This window comes from Streptomyces sp. NPDC001822, assembly GCF_042892135.1.
Lineage (GTDB): Bacteria > Actinomycetota > Actinomycetes > Streptomycetales > Streptomycetaceae > Streptomyces.
Genome location: NZ_JBIATW010000002.1, coordinates 602,592 through 618,971 on the forward strand (window position 1 = coordinate 602,592; position 16,380 = coordinate 618,971).

The 16,380-nt window shown below is 68.7% G+C and carries 17 protein-coding genes; 14 read left to right on the forward strand and 3 right to left on the reverse strand.

Features of this window, described 5'->3' with window-relative positions:
• Nucleotides 1-6: 6 nt before the first annotated feature.
• Nucleotides 7-1,734 (reverse strand): chitinase, encoded by a 1,728-nt coding sequence (locus ACFYY2_RS07140; RefSeq protein ID WP_388738068.1) that lies wholly within the window; start codon nt 1,732-1,734, stop codon nt 7-9.
• A 683-nt stretch (nt 1,735-2,417) separates the two neighbouring features.
• Between ACFYY2_RS07140 and ACFYY2_RS07145 the strand changes: the two genes are divergently transcribed.
• The 14 genes from ACFYY2_RS07145 (at nt 2,418) to ACFYY2_RS07210 (ending at nt 14,220) form a co-directional block, all read left to right on the forward strand.
• On the forward strand, nt 2,418-3,284 hold the full coding sequence (locus tag ACFYY2_RS07145; protein ID WP_388738072.1) for a hypothetical protein: 867 nt from the start codon (nt 2,418-2,420) through the stop codon (nt 3,282-3,284).
• Nucleotides 3,285-3,366: 82 nt separating this feature from the next.
• Nucleotides 3,367-4,071 carry a Flp pilus assembly protein CpaB gene (gene cpaB / locus ACFYY2_RS07150; protein ID WP_388738075.1) on the forward strand — a complete coding sequence of 235 codons (705 nt, stop codon included), beginning with the start codon at nt 3,367-3,369 and terminating at the stop codon, nt 4,069-4,071.
• Between the two features lie 7 nt (nt 4,072-4,078).
• Nucleotides 4,079-5,347 (forward strand): CpaE family protein, encoded by a 1,269-nt coding sequence (locus ACFYY2_RS07155; RefSeq protein WP_388738078.1) that lies wholly within the window; start codon nt 4,079-4,081, stop codon nt 5,345-5,347.
• A gap of 5 nt (nt 5,348-5,352) precedes the next feature.
• Nucleotides 5,353-5,772, forward strand: coding sequence for a pilus assembly protein (locus ACFYY2_RS07160; RefSeq protein ID WP_388738081.1), 420 nt, complete (start codon nt 5,353-5,355; stop codon nt 5,770-5,772).
• A gap of 6 nt (nt 5,773-5,778) precedes the next feature.
• Entirely contained in the window at nt 5,779-6,168 is a 390-nt protein-coding gene (locus tag ACFYY2_RS07165; protein ID WP_388738084.1) for a TadE/TadG family type IV pilus assembly protein, read from the forward strand.
• A gap of 31 nt (nt 6,169-6,199) precedes the next feature.
• The gene (locus ACFYY2_RS07170) at nt 6,200-7,537 is read left to right on the forward strand and encodes a CpaF family protein (protein ID WP_388738086.1); all 1,338 of its coding nucleotides are present in this window, start codon (nt 6,200-6,202) and stop codon (nt 7,535-7,537) included.
• A 10-nt stretch (nt 7,538-7,547) separates the two neighbouring features.
• Nucleotides 7,548-8,483: a type II secretion system F family protein gene (locus ACFYY2_RS07175; protein WP_388738089.1), complete on the forward strand. Its 936-nt coding sequence runs from the start codon at nt 7,548-7,550 to the stop codon at nt 8,481-8,483.
• A gap of 14 nt (nt 8,484-8,497) precedes the next feature.
• A complete protein-coding gene (locus ACFYY2_RS07180; RefSeq protein WP_388738091.1) occupies nt 8,498-9,385 on the forward strand; it encodes a DUF5936 domain-containing protein in 888 nt (295 codons plus the stop codon).
• 10 nt (nt 9,386-9,395) lie between these two features.
• Nucleotides 9,396-10,706, forward strand: coding sequence for a sensor histidine kinase (locus ACFYY2_RS07185; protein WP_388738094.1), 1,311 nt, complete (start codon nt 9,396-9,398; stop codon nt 10,704-10,706).
• Nucleotides 10,707-10,765: 59 nt separating this feature from the next.
• Nucleotides 10,766-11,842, forward strand: a complete 1,077-nt coding sequence (locus ACFYY2_RS07190; protein WP_388738096.1) for a response regulator — start codon at nt 10,766-10,768, stop codon at nt 11,840-11,842.
• A gap of 245 nt (nt 11,843-12,087) precedes the next feature.
• Nucleotides 12,088-12,309 carry a hypothetical protein gene (locus ACFYY2_RS07195; protein WP_388738098.1) on the forward strand — a complete coding sequence of 74 codons (222 nt, stop codon included), beginning with the start codon at nt 12,088-12,090 and terminating at the stop codon, nt 12,307-12,309.
• Entirely contained in the window at nt 12,309-12,944 is a 636-nt protein-coding gene (locus tag ACFYY2_RS07200; RefSeq protein ID WP_388738626.1) for a pilus assembly protein TadG-related protein, read from the forward strand. Before ACFYY2_RS07195 ends, ACFYY2_RS07200 begins: the two co-directional genes overlap by 1 nt.
• A gap of 26 nt (nt 12,945-12,970) precedes the next feature.
• Nucleotides 12,971-13,561, forward strand: a complete 591-nt coding sequence (locus ACFYY2_RS07205; RefSeq protein ID WP_388738101.1) for a hypothetical protein — start codon at nt 12,971-12,973, stop codon at nt 13,559-13,561.
• A gap of 8 nt (nt 13,562-13,569) precedes the next feature.
• A complete protein-coding gene (locus ACFYY2_RS07210) occupies nt 13,570-14,220 on the forward strand; it encodes an OmpA family protein (protein ID WP_388738102.1) in 651 nt (216 codons plus the stop codon).
• A gap of 601 nt (nt 14,221-14,821) precedes the next feature.
• On the opposite strand, the gene ACFYY2_RS07215 is transcribed toward ACFYY2_RS07210, so the two are convergent.
• Complete coding sequence (locus ACFYY2_RS07215; RefSeq protein ID WP_388738104.1) at nt 14,822-15,811, reverse strand: hypothetical protein; 990 nt, start codon at nt 15,809-15,811, stop codon at nt 14,822-14,824.
• A 115-nt stretch (nt 15,812-15,926) separates the two neighbouring features.
• A complete protein-coding gene (locus tag ACFYY2_RS07220) occupies nt 15,927-16,370 on the reverse strand; it encodes a DUF3592 domain-containing protein (protein WP_388738106.1) in 444 nt (147 codons plus the stop codon).
• Nucleotides 16,371-16,380: the final 10 nt, after the last annotated feature.

Below are 16,380 nucleotides of genomic sequence, written 5' to 3' on the forward strand. Positions count from 1 at the left end.
GGAGCGTTACGGCAGTCCGTGGACGTGCGGGCCGACCGCGTTGGACCAGGCGTTGCCCGCGGTGGCGTCCCAGTTCGTGGACCAGGTCATCGCGCCGCGCAGGTCCGGGTAGGTCCGGGACGGCTTGAACGAGCCGCAGGAGGTGCCCTTGGCCAGGCAGTCCAGGGCGGCGTTCACGACGGACGGGGCGACGTAGCCGCCGCCCGCGCCCCGGGTGGAGGCGGGGACTCCGAGACCGACCTGCGACGGGGCGAGGCCGCCCTCCAGCTGGATGCAGGCGAGCGCGGTCAGGAAGTCCACCGAGCCCTGGGAGTAGACCTTGCCGTCGCAGCCGAGCATCGAACCGCTGTTGTAGTACTGCATGTTGACGACGGTCAGGATGTCCTTGATGTTGAGCGCCGTCTTGAAGTACTCACCGGACGTCGACTGCATGTCGATGGTCTGCGGTGCCATCGTGATGACGAGGCCCGAGCCCGCCTTCGACGACAGGGAGCGCAGTGCCTTCGTCATGTAGGTGGAGTTGAGGCCGTTCTCGAGGTCGATGTCGACGCCGTTGAACCCGTACTCCTGGATGAGCGCGTACACCGAGTCGGCGAACGCGGTGGCGGAGGCGTCGCTGTTGACCGAGACGGTCCCCTTCTCACCGCCGATGGAGATGACGACGTTCTTCCCGGCCGCCTGCTTGGCCTTGATGTCGGCCTTGAACTGGGCGACGGTGTAGCCGTTCAGTCCCGCGGAGTCCAGGTTGAAGGTGACCGCACCGGGCGTGGCCGTGGCGTCGGCGAAGGAGACGGCGATGATGTCGTAGTTCGCCGGCACGTCGCTGAGCTTCTGGACGGTGGCGCCGTTGTTGAAGTTCTGCCAGTACCCGGTCACCGCGTGCTTGGGCACCGAGTTCGAGGGACCGCCCGGGTCGTTCTTCGCCGTACGGCCCGTGACCGCCGCGGACTTGGCCGACTCGCCGGCGGCGTTGGTGGCACTGACGGCGAACTGGTATGCGGTGTCCGCGGCCAGCCCGGTCACCGTCGCGGAGGTACCGGTGGACGTGGTCGCCTTCGTGCCGTTCCGGTAGACGGTGTAGCCGGTCGCGCCGGAGACGGCGTTCCAGGTCAGGGCGACGGATGAGGCGGTCGTGGCTCCCACGCCCAGTCCGGCCGGGGTCCCGGGGATCGTGGGCTCGGGGTCCGTGCCACCGCCGCCGTCGGGGCCGTTGACCTGCACGTCATCGGCGAAGTACGGAGCCTGGCCGTACCAGCCGTGGGTGTAGACGGTCACGGAGGTCGTGGAGGGGCCGGTGGTGAAGCTGGTCTTCAGCTGGGTCCAGCTGCCTGTCCCGGGCGTCCAGGTCGATACGTCCGTGGTCCCGGTGCCGCTCGCCCCGAGGTAGGCGTAGCCGCCCTGCACCCATGAGCTGAGCGCATACGTCGAGTTGGGCTTCACGGCCACGGTCTGGGTGCACTTGGCGTTGTCCTGCCCGGCCGGGGTGGCCTTGAGCGCGGAAGCACCGCCGTGTACGGGGGAGGAGACGGTGGCGCCGCTGCCGGCGGAACAGGTCCAGTTGGCGAGCCCGGACTCGAAACCGGCGTTCTTGGCCACGTTGATGTCAGCGGCCTGCGCACTGCTCACGAGGCCGGTGACGGCCAGCGCCCCTGCCGCGACGACGGCGACCGCACCGCCGAGGAAAGGCCGGACCCGGCTCCTTCTGTGTCTGCTGCTGCCTGCGGAGCGTTCCACTTGCTGCCTCCGGTGGGGGAGTTGGGAGTGCTGGCGGGGAACGGTGGCCACCGTTGGCCGATAAACTGGTCCAGACCAATCAAGTTGTCAAGACCTCTGGCGGCCCGACCTGTACGAAGAGCCGCGCGATGGCGCGGGTCCCTGCCGGCCCGCGCCCGCTCCGCAACCGCTCCGCGGCCGGACCGGGGCCGGATCGTGGTCCGGTCCGTGACCAGGTCCGGGGTCTGGTCCGTGACCCGGTCCGGGATCCGTTCGTGACCCGGTCCGGATTCGGTCCACCGTCGGGTGATCGCCGCATCGCGTCCGGGACGTACCCGTGCGGGTGAGGCGGCGGAGAAATCCGGAACGTGACGGCGCGGATATCGGGAAGCGGTGAAAGCCGGGGCCGCGGTCCATGCTGACGTGGGCCGATGAATTCATCCTGAATCCAAACCTGACGAGCGTACGTAACCCTCCGCAGTGGTACAGGAGTTAACGAGTCTGCTTTTCGTCCGATTTCGCACGGAGGCGTTGCGAACGCCTGTGCCGCACGACTTCGTACTGGGTTCCGATATCTGTTCTCTGCCTGGTATGACGTGGCTAAAGTGCTGGGGAAGAAGCACGGAGCAGGAGCGATTGCGGCCGGAGTCACCTTGGACGACGGCCGGAGCCGAACGGGGAAGAGCGTGCCGACCGCAATAGCAGTGACCAGTGCTGATCTGGTGCTACCGCCGACCGATCAGCAGACACCGACAGCGGCGCTGCTGCAGGCACCCGAAGCCCAGTCCCTCGATCTCGCGATCGGCGACATGAACCTGCTTCTGGAGCAGCACGGTCACGTGGTCGTGGTCTACCCGACGGGCCTCAGCCCCGCCCACGAACGCAGACTGCACGCCATCCGCTCCGTGCTGGAGAGCGACCGCATCGCCCTGCTCAGGACGGACCTCCCACCCCTGGGAGTGGCCGTACTGGTACGCCAGCTACGCCAGTTGTCGATCTGCGACTTCAGCCCCGGCGTGGTGGCCTCGGCCGCCCGGCTGCTCGCCCACTACATCCACGCCGGTGCGGTGCTGAACTCGGTGGCCAGGCTCGACCGGGTCCCCGTCAGCCTCAAGACCCACGCGAAGTCATGGGTGCCGGGCTCCCAGTTCGCCGTACTCGCCGGACCCAGCCCCCAGCTGATCAGGATCGGCCCGGCCGTCGAACCGCCCGCCGGACCGGAGTTCGCCACCCACCTGCTGGTCGCCAAGGGGCAGCTCGGATCGGAATGGGTCCAGCAGACCCTCGCACCCGCGTGGAAGGTGCAGGCGATCCAGGAGTGCCCGCTGCCCGCCGGATCACCGCGCTGGTGGGGCACCGGGAAGATGGTGGAATTCGCCTCCTTCCTCCCCGACATCTCGGTGATCTACCAACTGGTCGCCTCCGTACGACGGGAGAACTGCCACTGGTGCGGAATGGAGCTCATCGGCGACCGCTGCGGCTTCTGCTCCTCCCCGCTCGCGCCGCCGGAGAACCGAATGCACTCCACAGGTGTCCTGAACCACGGAGCGCCCGCGCCACCGAACTCCTAGCGCCCGCAGCCCGATCCGCAGACACCGCGCATCTCTCTGTCCGCTGCTCCACGCATCCGATTCGAACGAGGTTGTCCGGCCCATGAACTCCCGCCAGCGCCGCGGCGTGATACTCCTGCTCCTGTCGATCCTGTGCGCCTTCGGCGCCTTCGCCGGTGTGCTCTCGGTGATCAGCGACGTCAACTCGAAGGTCGGGCCGGAGGTCGACGCCTACCGGCTGAAGAGCGACGTGGCACCGTATACGGCGCTTACGTCGCGGCAGTTCGAGAAGGTGTCCATGCCCAAGCGCTGGCTCTCGGACAACGCCGTCACGGATCTCTCCGAGATCGACGGCAAGATCGCTGTGACGCAGCTCCGCAAGGGTTCCCTGATGCAGTCCGACATGATGGTCAAGAGCCCCGAGCTGCGGCCCGGTGAGCAGGAGATCGCGATCATGATCGATGCCGCGACCGGAGTCGCCGGGAAGATCCGGGCGAACGACAAGGTGAACATCTACGCCACCTTCGCCGGCGAACGGGACGGCGAGGTGTCCCAGTCCAAGGTGATCGTCTCCAATGCGAAGGTGCTGGACGTCGGTCAGCTGACCGCTCTCGAACCACGCGACGACGACAGGAACCAGGCGTCGGAGGTCGTGCCGATCACCTTCGCCCTGAACACCCTCGACACCCAGCGCGTGGCCTACGCGGAATCCTTCGCCCAGCACGTGCGCCTCGCTCTGATCGCTCCCGGCAGCGACGGCACGATCCGCCCGGGTGACCGCACGTACACGCTCGACAAGGACAAGTGAGGATCGAATGACCGCAAGGATCCTCCCTGCCGTCGGTGACGCCGACGCGGCAAGGTCCGTGACCACTCTGCTCAGCCAGCTCCCCGATGCTGAGCCGGCGTCTCCCGTCGGCGACTCGACGCAGCTCATCGACACCCTGGCCAGGCTGGCCGGGGAGTCCATCGAGGAGCTTCCGGAGGTGGTGCTGGTCCACGAGCGGATCGGCCCGGTCCCGGCCCTGGAACTGATCCGGGAGGTGTCGCTGCGCTTTCCCTCGGTGGGGGTCGTCCTGATCACCGCGGATGCCAGCCAGGGACTGTTCCAGGCCGCCATGGACGCCGGGGCCCGGGGTCTGGTCACCCTGCCGCTGAGCTACGAGGAACTCGCCAACCGGGTCCAGGCGGCCGGACAGTGGTCCACCGGGGTGCGGCGGCACCTGGGTGCGGGCGGTGACGTCTTCACCGGCCCGGGCGGCACCGTCGTCACGGTGACCGGCGCCAAGGGTGGTGTCGGTACCACTGTGACAGCCGTCCAGCTCGCTCTGGCGGCGCAGGCGTCGGGGCAGAGTGCCGCGCTCGTCGACCTGGACCTCCAGACGGGAGACATCGCCTCGTACCTGGATGTGCAGTTCCGGCGATCCGTCGTCGATCTGGCCGCCATCTCCGACATCTCGCCCCGGGTCCTGTCCGACGCGGTGTTCTCCCATTCGACGGGGCTCGCACTGCTGCTGGCGCCTGGCGAGGGGGAGCGGGGGGAGGAGGTCAGTGACCGGTCCGCCCGACAGATCGTGAGCGCCCTGCGGTCGCGCTACGGGATCGTCGTGATCGACTGCGGCAGCCAGATGAGCGGTGCCAATGCCGCCGCCATCGAGATGGCCGACATCGCGGTGCTCGTGACGACACCCGATGTGGTCGCGGTGAGGGGTGCGAAGCGCATCGTGCGGATGTGGGACAGGCTCCAGATCCGCAAGGCGGAGGAGACGGTCACGCTCGTCAACCGTTTCAACCGCAGTACGGAGATCCAGCCACCGCTCATCCAGCGAATCACCGGCACGCGGATGGCGGCCACGGCGGTGCCGGCGAACTTCAAGGAACTGCAGGGGGCCGTCGATTCCGGGCGGATGCACGAACTGGACGCACGCTCCACGGTGAAACAGGCCCTGTGGGCCCTGGCAGGGGAGCTCGGACTCGTGAAGGCTTCCCCCGGGACGGAACCGCGTGGCAGCGTGCTGCGCGGCGACAGAGGTTCGATCGGTGGCCGTCGGCGCAGGGGCGGTTCGGCGGGCGGGGGAGGCTGACAACGATGAGGACCGGGATCGCGGCAGCGATGGGCACGGCACGGGCACGGTTCAGGGACGACCGGGGGCAGCTGATCGTCGAATTCACCGGAATGGTGCCGATCATCCTGATCACTCTGGTTCTGCTCTGGCAGGCGGTACTCGTCGGCTACACCTTCGTCCTGGCGAGCGGTGCTGCGGACCAAGGGGTGCGCAAGGCCGTAGCGGCGGGGGCCTGGGACCGGCAGAGCCGGTGCCGGGCCGCCGTCCACGAGCGGCTGCCTGACGCGTGGGACGGGCCCGCCCGGATTGATGACTGCGGCACATCCGGGCGCGACATGGTCAAGGTCAGCGTCACCCTGAAGGCCCCGGTCCTCTTCCCGGGATTCGCCAGCCTCCCCATTCCCGTCAAGGCCGAGGCCGGCGCGGCCGCAGAAGGGAAGTGACCCGTCATGGCGTGGATACGGACGTCGCGGGCGTCAGGTGCAGCCCCCGGCCCGGACCGGGGTTCGACGGCCATCGAGTACCTGGGTTTTCTCCCGGTCCTCATCATCATCGGACTGGCGGGCATCCAGCTGGGGCTGATCGCCTACACGGCACAGCAGGCGGGCACCGGGGCGAGAGCGGCCGCGCGTACGGCGTCGCAATCCGGCACCCACGGGTCGTACGAGCGGGTCGGCAGGGAGTCCATGACCGGCTGGGTGGCGGACCGGGCCCGCGTCTCCCCGGCTACGGGAGGCGACACCGTGACGGTGAAGGTCACGGTCGACATCCCGGACGTGCTCCTCGGTCTGCTGGGCGACCGGACCGTGGAGAAGTCCGCCACCATGCCGCGCGACTGAGCGCGGCCCTTTCATCCGAGGAGTACCACCCATGAGTCTGCGGGCACGCATCACCGCCCCCGAGGAGCGCGGAGGGGGACGGGAGGACGGCCACCTGGTCGCCACCTACCGCGCGAAACTCCTCGAGGAGATAGACCTCGCGGAGATGTCCTCGCTGGCAGCCGCCGACCGGCGGGCCCGGCTGGAGCGGGTTCTCGGCCACATCATCAGCCGTGAAGGACCCGTCCTCTCCACGGTCGAACGTTCCCAGCTCATCCGTCGCGTGGTGGACGAGGCACTGGGACTCGGCGTACTCGAACCACTTCTGGAGGATGCCTCCATCACCGAGATCATGGTCAACGGGCCGGACCAGATCTTCGTGGAGCGAGCGGGCAGGGTCGAGCAACTGCCGATGCGCTTCGCCAGCCACGAGCAGCTCATGCAGACGATCGAGCGCATCGTCTCCACGGTCAACCGGCGTGTGGACGAGGCCAATCCGATGGTCGACGCGCGGCTGCCGAGCGGCGAGCGCGTCAACGTGATCATCCCGCCGCTCTCATTGACGGGTGCGACGCTCACCATTCGCCGATTCCCCAGATCCTTCTCGCTCCGGGAAATGATCGGCTTCGGTTCGCTGGACGAGCAGATGCTGCTTCTGCTGGCCGGTCTCGTGCAGGCCAAGTTGAACGTGATCGTGTCCGGGGCGACGGGTACGGGCAAGACCACCCTGCTCAACGCGCTCTCCGGGCTCATCCCCGACGGTGAGCGCATCGTGACCATCGAGGACTCGGCCGAACTGCAGCTCCAGCAGAACCATGTGATCAGGCTCGAGACCCGCCCTGCGAACGTGGAGGGCAAGGGACAGGTCACCATCAGGGATCTGGTCCGGAACTCGCTGCGCATGCGCCCCGACCGCATCGTCGTCGGTGAGGTCCGAGGCGGGGAATCCCTCGACATGCTCCAGGCGATGTCGACCGGTCACGACGGCTCGCTGGCCACCGTGCACGCCAACAGTGCGGAGGACGCGCTGATGCGCCTGCAGACCCTCGCCTCGATGTCCGAGATCAAGATCCCCTTCGAGGCACTCCACGACCAGATCAACAGTGCGGTCGACGTCATCGTCCAGCTCACCCGGCATGCCGACGGCACCAGGAAGATCACTGAGATCGCGGTGCTCGACTCACACGGGCGCGACCCGTACAAGATCGTCACTGTGGCACGGTTCAACGCGCGGCCGATGGACACCGACGGGGTGATCCACGGCGATTTCCAGGCGCTCGCGCTCCCACGCCGTATCGCAGACCGGCTCTACATGGCCGGACAGCCGATTCCCCAGGCCTTCGGGGTCGCCCCCTCAGACGAGTATCTCGCCACCCGAGAGGCCAGGTAGGTACCCCGACATGGACAACCTCGTACCGCTCACCATCGGTGTCACACTGCTGGGCTGCGTCCTCGGAGTCATGGGGCAGCATGCCTGGAGCTCGGGCAGGGCCCAGCGCGAAGCGCTCGTGGACCGCCTCTCCTCAACCGGTCAGATCGACCTCGGACCACAGCGCCGGTTCCGAGGACTCGACCGACGGCTGCGCAGGACGAAGCTCGGCAAGAGGATCGAGCTGAAGCTGGCCGCGACCGGACTCGACATCACACCCGGCGAGTACTTCTTCTACGTCCTGTGCTCCATCGCCGGTCTGTGGCTCATCGCCGCCTCCGTCCTGGCCTCCTTCTTCGGGCCGCTGGCTGCGATCGCGGGTGTCTGGAGCGCCAACACCTTCCTCAACTGGCACCGCACGAAGCGCACCGAAGCCTTCATCGGCCAGCTGCCTGAGATCTCACGGGTTCTGGCGAACGCGACGCAGGCTGGTCTGTCCCTGCGTACATCCATCGCGATGGCCGCGGACGAGCTGGAGGCGCCCGCGGGTGCCGAACTCCGAGTCGTCGCCGACCAGCTCGCCGTCGGCCGCACCCTCGACGACGCGCTCGACGAACTCGCCGAGCGTCTGCCCTCGCGTGAGCTGGTCGTACTCGTCTCGACCCTGATCCTCTCCAACCGGGCCGGGGGGCAGGTGGTCTCCTCGCTGCGCAACCTCACCGTCACCCTGGAGGAGCGCAAGGAGACCAGGCGCGAAGTCCGGACCCAGCTCTCGCAGGTCAACACCACGGCCTACGCGGTCCCGGCCATCGGCATCGGCGCGATGCTCCTCGTGAACTCGATCCTGCCCGGAGCGCTCGACCGGATGACCGGTTCCGTCGCGGGCCAGATCGCGGTGATCGTGTCCCTCGGCCTGTACGCCCTCGGTTTCGTCGCCATCCGTCGCATTTCCAAGATCGATATCTGAGGAGGGGGACGGATATGGAACTACTGCTCGCACTCGTCGTAGGCCTCAGCGTGCTCGGCATCTTCAAGGGCATACGGATGTACCGGGCCGAGGCGACACTCCCCGGCGACCTGGCCCTCGCCCTGGAAGTGGGATCCACCCGCACCACCGCGGTGGGCTCCGGCATCGACCGGCTCGGCATGCGCTGGGCGCCCCTGGTGCTGCGCCTGATGGGGCCCAAGAACGTCAACGAGAAGCGCCGCAAGATCGATATGGCGGGTAATCCCGGTGGTCTGACCATCGACAGGTACGCCGCCCGCCGCGCGGTCTACAGTGCCCTCGGCGGCTTCGCGGCCTTCGCCATGCTGAGCAGCGGCAAGATCTTCATGGCACTGTTCATGATCGCCTTCGGCCTGTTCTGGGGTGAGGTCGGCATCTGGGCGGCGGTGCGCAAACGGCGGGACGACATCGACCGTACGCTCCCCGACTTCCTCGACGTACTCGCCGTCGTCGTCTCCGCCGGTCTCGGGTTCCGTCAGGCACTCGACCGCGTGGCCGAGAAGTACCAGGGCCCCTGGTCCGACGAGCTGCGTATCACGCTGCGCCAGATGGACATGGGTGTGAGCCGGCGGCAGGCGTTCGACGAACTGCGCAAGCGCAACGATTCCGAACAGGTCGCCATGTTCGTCACCGCCCTGCAGCAGGGAGAAGAACTCGGCGCGCCGATCGTCGACACGCTCATCGCCATCGCCAACGACATGCGGCGGACCGACGCACAGAACGCACGGCGCAAGGCGGCCAAGGCCGTTCCCAAGGCCACGCTGATGGTCACCACCTTCATGATTCCGGCAACCATGATTCTCATGGGTGCCGCCATGCTGCTCGGGTCCGACACCAATCTCGGATCCCTCACGGGGGAGTGAGCGGCCGCCGATGACGATCTTCCTGCAGCCGGGCCGTTTCGAGGAGCCCTCGAACGCCACACTGTCCACTCCGGCAGGGCCGGCGCCCACGGTCTCCATCCAGGTCAACGCACTGTCGGCCCTTGCACGCCAGGTGTTCCTCTTCCGGCTGGCCACGATCGCCATCGGTACTCCGCAAGCACTCGACAACAGCGCACCCGGGCCGGCCGGATGGCTGGTCGCCTCGGCCGTACTCGTGACGATCGTCGGTTCGTACGCCCTGTACCGGGACTGGGAACGCTTCGGGCCGCTCCTTGTGCGACACCCCCTGCTGCTCGGCGCGGATACGCTCTTCGGCGCCCTGCTCCTTTTCACAGCGACCCCGGAGTCAACCCTCGGATATGCGGTCGTCTGCACCCCACTGCTGGCCGGACTGCTCTACGGATGGCGTGCGGCGGGCGTGTTCGCCGTCCTGCAAGGGCTGATCCTCGCTGCTGCCTACGGCGCCGAGGGCAGGCTCCAGACAGGACTGTCCAGCGCCCTCCTGCTGCCCGGATTCTGCATTCTCGCGGGCGCCGTGGGCGTGGCTCTGCGCAATCTGATGCTCCGCGTCGGTTCGGCGAGTCACGCACTCACCGAGACAAGGGCGAGGCTTGCGGTCAGCGTCGCCGTGGAGGAGGAACGCGCCCGGCTGGCCCGCGAGATGCACGACTCAGTGGCCAAGACCCTCCATGGCCTGGCTCTGGCGGCCGATGGTCTCGCCCACTCCGCCGACCGGTTGGATCCGGTCACCGTCAAGCATCAGGCCGAACTGGTGGCACGCTCCGCCCGCCGGGCCGCGGCGGAGTCCCGGGAACTGCTCTCCGATCTGCGCCGGGAGTCGGGCCTCGACGGGGGCATCGACATCATCACCGAACTGCGCGCGCGTGCGGCTGACTTCATGCGGCGCAACGGCACCACTACCGTGTTCCGCACGCTCGGGGAAGCTCCGGTGCCCATGGTTCCCCAGGTGGTCGCCCGGCAACTGCTCACCGTCGCGTCGGAGGCGATGGAGAACGCCCACAGGCACGCCCATCCCACCTACCTCGTGGTCCTCGCAGGCATCAAGGGCGATGTCCTGCGAGTCAGTGTGTACGACGACGGCGAAGGGCTTCCCGCCGGTACGACGCTCGACGACTTGAAGCGCGCCGGACACTTCGGACTTGTGGGCATGGTCGAGCGGGCCGCCTCGATCGGCGCCCGCATACGCATCGGAAAGGGCCGGGCGGCCAAAGGCACCGAGGTGCGCCTGGAACTGCCCACGGCCGCACTCCATCCCGGCTTCGCGCCCCAGTTGAACTGAACCGCACCGCGAGTACGCGTGACGCCAACCGCCCCCACCACACGAGAGGAGGTCGCAGAATGCCGGACGACATCTCCTGCGCTCCGGGACAGAACCGGGTGGCGCAGAACCATGCCTCCCAGCACACATCCCCGCACAGCAGCCCCGACAGCACGGACCCGTCCCCCGGATTCCCGGCCCCCCGTCAGTCCACGGCACCAGACGAGCTCCCCCCATTCCCCAGCAGTTCGGAGTCGGCCCGAGTCGGCCCGCTGCGAGTCGTGGTCGCCGACGACAACCCCGTCGTCAGGGCGGGGCTCGGAGTACTGCTCAGCGGCCGTGTGGACATCGAGGTCGTGGCCGAGGCCGAGGACGGCCGTGAGGCGTACGACGCCGCGGTGCGTCATCGGCCCGACGTGGTCCTGCTCGATGTCAGGATGCCCGGTGTGGACGGAATCTCCGCACTGCCTCACCTGGTGCGGGTTGCACCCGTGATGATGCTGACCTACAGCCGTGAGAGCGACATCGTGCATGAGGCCCTGCGCCTGGGCGCCGGGGGATATCTGGTCCATGGAGAGTTCACAGCCGACCAGTTGGTGCAGGCCGTGCGCGACACGAAGAGCGGGCGCGCCCACTTCACCGCTACGGCCGCCAATGCCCTCCTCGCCCATATGCGCCAAGGGGACGGCCAAGGGCGGGGGCAGCTTCCCGATGGGCTGGGGAGCGCACTGGCGGCCGGTCCGCCGCACGTGGCGTCGGGCGGCCCCGTCCTGTCGGAGACGAGAGCCCCGGACGGACCCGCCGGCCCGGGACCGTCCGGGGCGGGGAAAGCCCTGCATCCTGAAAACCTTTCGCATCTGCAACCTGTTGTGGGACAGTCGTCGTCAGATGGAGTGCAGGGTCGGCACGTGGGCCCCAACAGAGCTCAGTACCAGCTGAGTTCGAGGGAGGCGGAGGTCATGGAACTGATTGCGTCAGGGATGAGCAACCACCAGATCGCCGCGACCTGCTTCATCAGTGAGAAGACCGTCAAGAACCACATCAACAGGATCTTCACCAAGCTGCACAGCGGCAGTCGCAGCGAGGCCATCGCCCGGTGGCTCGGCACGGCGCCGGGATCGGGACCCGGGGCGAGGGGGGAAGGCCGTCATGGCTGAACGGGGGAGGACGCTGCGGGACGTCGACGCGCGCACGAGACCGCAGAGAGCGGGGCTACGGGCCCAAGAGGGGCTTTGGGCCCGGCTTTGGGCCCTGGGACCCTGCGCCGGACATGGCCCCCGGCCGTATGTTTCTCATGTCGCCAACGGCACCGGCCAGGAGGAAGCCGGTAACGGGGGCTGCAGCACAGGAACTTACGCGTCGGCCGACACCATCCGGCCGGCTGAACCCGGAGGGGAACATCATGAGCAACCCGATGCTGAAGGCTTCCGTCAACGCCAAGGTCTGGGCGAACACGTCCGTCGAGCGCATGAAGGCCCGGGCGGACCGGGGGCAGGGCGCTGTGGAGTACCTGGGCATCATCGTGGTGGTCGTGGCGATCATCGGAGTGCTCATGACGACGAACTTCGGCAACGCGATCGCCGGTGCGATCACCACGCAGATCGGCAAGATCACGGGCGGCTGATCACGGGCAGGACACGCGAGGCAGGGCAGGCCTTCCCCATCTATGTCGCGGTGGTGGCGGGCCTGCTCTTCCTTGCGTTCGCCTACTTTGCCGTCGGACAGGCCTCGATGAAGAAGAACGAGGCCCAGACGGCGGCCGACGCGGCTGCGCTCGCTGCGGCGCAGGACGCGCGCGACGAGTGGAGCTGGCCCGGGGTGTTCGACCTCGACGAGTGGCGCGACCTGCTGGACGGGCGCGCCGCCGGTTCGGGGTCGTGCGCCGCGGCCGCTCGCCTGGCGTCGGAGAACGATGCCAGGAAGACGTCCTGCTATCGGGATTATTCGCCCGAAGCGTCCTACACGGTCACGGTGGAGACCAATGGGACGGTCGGCAGCTCTGTGATCGCCAGTACCGAGTCGCAAAGGGCCACGGCAACCGCGCGAGCGGTCATTGAGCCGCGCTGCCGGGTTGAAGAGGATTTGCGTCCCACGCCGAGCCCGCGTCCTCCTGGCGAGGACGACGACACGGACGAGCCGGACGCCCAGAAGTCCTACAAAGTCGTCTGCGATGACGAAGACTTCGGTATCGACCCTGAGCACCTCGACCTGCTGCCGGACCTGGCAGACCTGTTCTCCGTCCACCTGGCCGACAAGTAGTGAACGTCACCGAGAGGAACACGCCGATGCGTGCAGCCATGACCCGCATTCGCTTCAGGGGGGCCGGTATCGTCGCTGCCTCCGCAGCCATGGCTGTCGTCCTGACGGCCTGTGGCGGCGATGGAGGGGGCGAAGAGCCTGAAGGCGGGCAGAAGCAGCCCAGCTCCGCGGCTTCGGACAAGCCCGAGGCGCCGGATGCCGAGGAGAGCGCCGATCCGTCAGTGGTGCTCGCCAAGGTAAGCGGACCTGACGGTATCGACTTGATCATCAACTCCGCCCAGCGTGACTCGGGCGGGTTCGTGACGGTCAAGGGCAGTGTGAAGAATGGATCGCAGCAGCAGTTCGCGGCCCAAGGGTGGCAGGGGAACGAGCAGGAGATGGTCGGCAACGGAGCTTCCGTCGCGGGCGCCTCGCTGGTGGATCAGACGGGTAAGAAGCGGTACCTCGCGCTCCGCGACACAGACGGAAGGTGCCTCTGCACGAAGTTCACGACGGGCATCGCTCCCGGTGCGACGTCCCCGTTCTTCGTGCAGTTCCCCGCGCCGCCGGCAGGCACGGCCGAAGTCGACTTCCAGCTTCCCACCATGCCCACCGCGACGATCAAGATCTCGGGGTGAAGACCGTCATGCAGCTATCCACTCCACCGCGAGCAGTGGGGCGTGGCGCCCTCCGATCTCGCGTCGGCCTCGTCGCTGCCGCAGCCGTCGTCCTCGGTACCTCCACACTCTGGGGCGCGAACCCGGCCTCCGCGGATGACAACCCCACCGCCGTGCCCAGTGCGTCGCCGCCGGTCGAGGTCGACGCGAACTCACCCGGCCTGATGCTCGGTGACGGGGCGACGCTCGGTGACGTGCGCGTGCTCGACATCAAGTCCATCGTCGAGGACATGGGCGGCGAGGAACGCCGCGAGGACACCAACGCCGACATCACCTTCGCCCTCCAGGCCGAGGTCCTGTTCGGCAAGGACAGCGCCAAGCTCAGCAGCGAGGCCACGGCTCGGATCAACGCCATCGCTGCCGAGATCCAAGCGCAGAAGGCCTCGAAGGTGCGTGTCTTCGGGTTCACGGACAACCTCGGCTCCTCAGCGCACGGAGACGTCCTGTCCAAGCAGCGCGCGAACGCGGTGCAAGGGGTCCTGGTCCAGCGGATCACCGGCGTCACGTTCGAGATCCGTGGCTACGGCGAGCAGTATCCGATCGCCAGCAACGACACCGAAGAGGGCCGCAAGAAGAACCGCCGGGTGGAGGTCTCCTTCCCGCGCACCAACGGCTCGTAGAGCGACGCTCAGTCCCGGGGTCCGGTGCCCGCAGCGAAAGAGGCGGGCACCGGACCCGTACGAGCGGTTCCCAGTGCCCGAGGAGAGGAACCGGGATCGCGTCCGGGCATGCGGAGGCGGATCGCCGGCCACAGCAGGTGATCGGCCCCGGCGGCCTGGACACCCCGGATCGCAGGCCGCGACCTCTACCTCTCGGCTCGCCGCCGCGACGGCACCCTCCACCCGGTCCTTCGGGACCAGCACCCCACCATGCAGGCGTCACGTCGTGGGTGCTGCCGCAGCCAACAAGGGGAGTTCGGACGAAGCGCTCCAAGCCGGGCTATCCGGGAAGTGCCGAAGCCCCTACATACCGTTCCACAGCACAGCTCTCCCCTGGCGACGTACCTGCTGCCCACCCTGCCGTTGCTGCCGCTGTGCGCGCTTGCGTGCGAGACGCTCCAGCAGGCGGCGGAGTCGTACGGCGCCCCACCGGGCCGCTCCGCACGCTTCAGCCCGATTCCGTCCGCGTCCGCCCCTTCCGCCGCCCCTTCCTCTCCCTCCCCCTCCGCCCGACGCCCTGAGTTCGCTCCGGGGAAGGGCCGTAGCCCCGCCCTCCCTCAGATCACTTCTCAAGCCCGGCCAGGGCGAGGGTGGCGCAGACCTCGGCGATGAAGCGGTCCGGGCGGTGGAAGACCTCGTTGGCGGTGAACCGCAGGATGCGGCGGACCTCAGGGCAGCTCTGCAGCGCGTTGAAGCGCCGGAGGTCGGAGGTGTGGGCCTCGCGCGACCCGTGGAAGGCGCAGCCCTCGACCTCGACCACCAGACCCTGGGAGGGGAAGAAGAAGTCGGGACGGAGACGGTGGCCCGTCGGGGTACGGAGGATGGCCTGGGTGACGGGGTGCAGGCCCGCGTCGTGCAGGTGGAGGCGTGCGACGGTTTCGGCGGGGGAGCCTGACCGGGGATCGAGAAGGGGCAGCCAGGCACGGGCGCGGGCGGCGCCCGCGCGGCGGGTGGCCAACTCGGCCCGAAGGGCGGCCGTGTCGAGCAGTGGGGGGCGCCGGACCCCGCCTACCGTACGGGCGCTGAGCGCCGAGTCGGCGGCGAGGACGGCCTCGTCGCGCGGGAGGCACCTCATGAGGTCGCCGACCGTGCGGGCCGGAGTGGTCGTGCACAGCCCCCGGCGCACCGTCCGATCGGAGGGCCCGACTGCCGCGTGGTGCACGCGGACGCCCGGGCGGCGGTACACGCCGGGGCGTGGGTCGGTGAACTGGGCCTCCGGGCACGGTCGCCCCAGAAGTTCGACGAGGTGCAGTGCGGCGGCGGTCCGATGACTGCAGACCAGGTGCGGCTGCAGCTTCTGCGCGACCCAGGCGCGGGTCAGCCAGTCCACCAGTCGCCCGGGTGCCGCCCACGCGCCCTGATGGACTCTCTGCCAGCCGCCCCCGTGCAGGCGCCGGTTCAGCAGCCGGGGTGGCCATCCTGCCGCCACCGCTTCCGAGACGAGGAGGATGCCCCCGGACGCCAGGGCGTCCAGCTCCCGCAACTCGCGGTCACGGCGCCGGGGGCGCGTCTCCTGCGCGTGCGGCGGGGTCCAGGCTTCCGTGCGGCTCATGGGTCAACGATCCACGAAGGGGGCGAGGTCGCACAGGGCTGTGGATAACCGGCCTGTACGCCCCCCGACCCACGCCACTCCCGCCCCGTACGCCCGACCCGTACCCCCCGCCCCCTCAGAACCGCATCGCGACGAACCCCGCGAGCAGCCCCAGCGAGAACAGTCCCAGCACCACGGCGAACACGGTCGGCATGAGTATCGGGCCCCAGGAGCCCGGTCCCGCCACCGTCGCCCGCCGGGCCGGGTCCGCGGGGTCGTACGAGACGCGGACCGGCGCGCCGACCTCGAAGCCGAAGGGGCCGGGGGCGTGGTCGGTGAACTCCACCTCCCGGCCGTCCGGGGCGCGGAAGGCGAACACGTACTCCGTGCGGTAGCGGTTCTCCATGTCCGGGCCCCGGTCGATCACGCGCCGCCGCGCGCACCGTCCCTCGGCGCGCTCGCCGCTGCGGACCAGTCTCAGCACCCGGGCGAGCCGGAGGCCGGAACGGACCGCGAACGCGCCCAGGAACAGGCCGAACAGCAGCAGGAAGGTGGCCGTGCCACCGGGCAGTACGTCCATGAACGAGGCT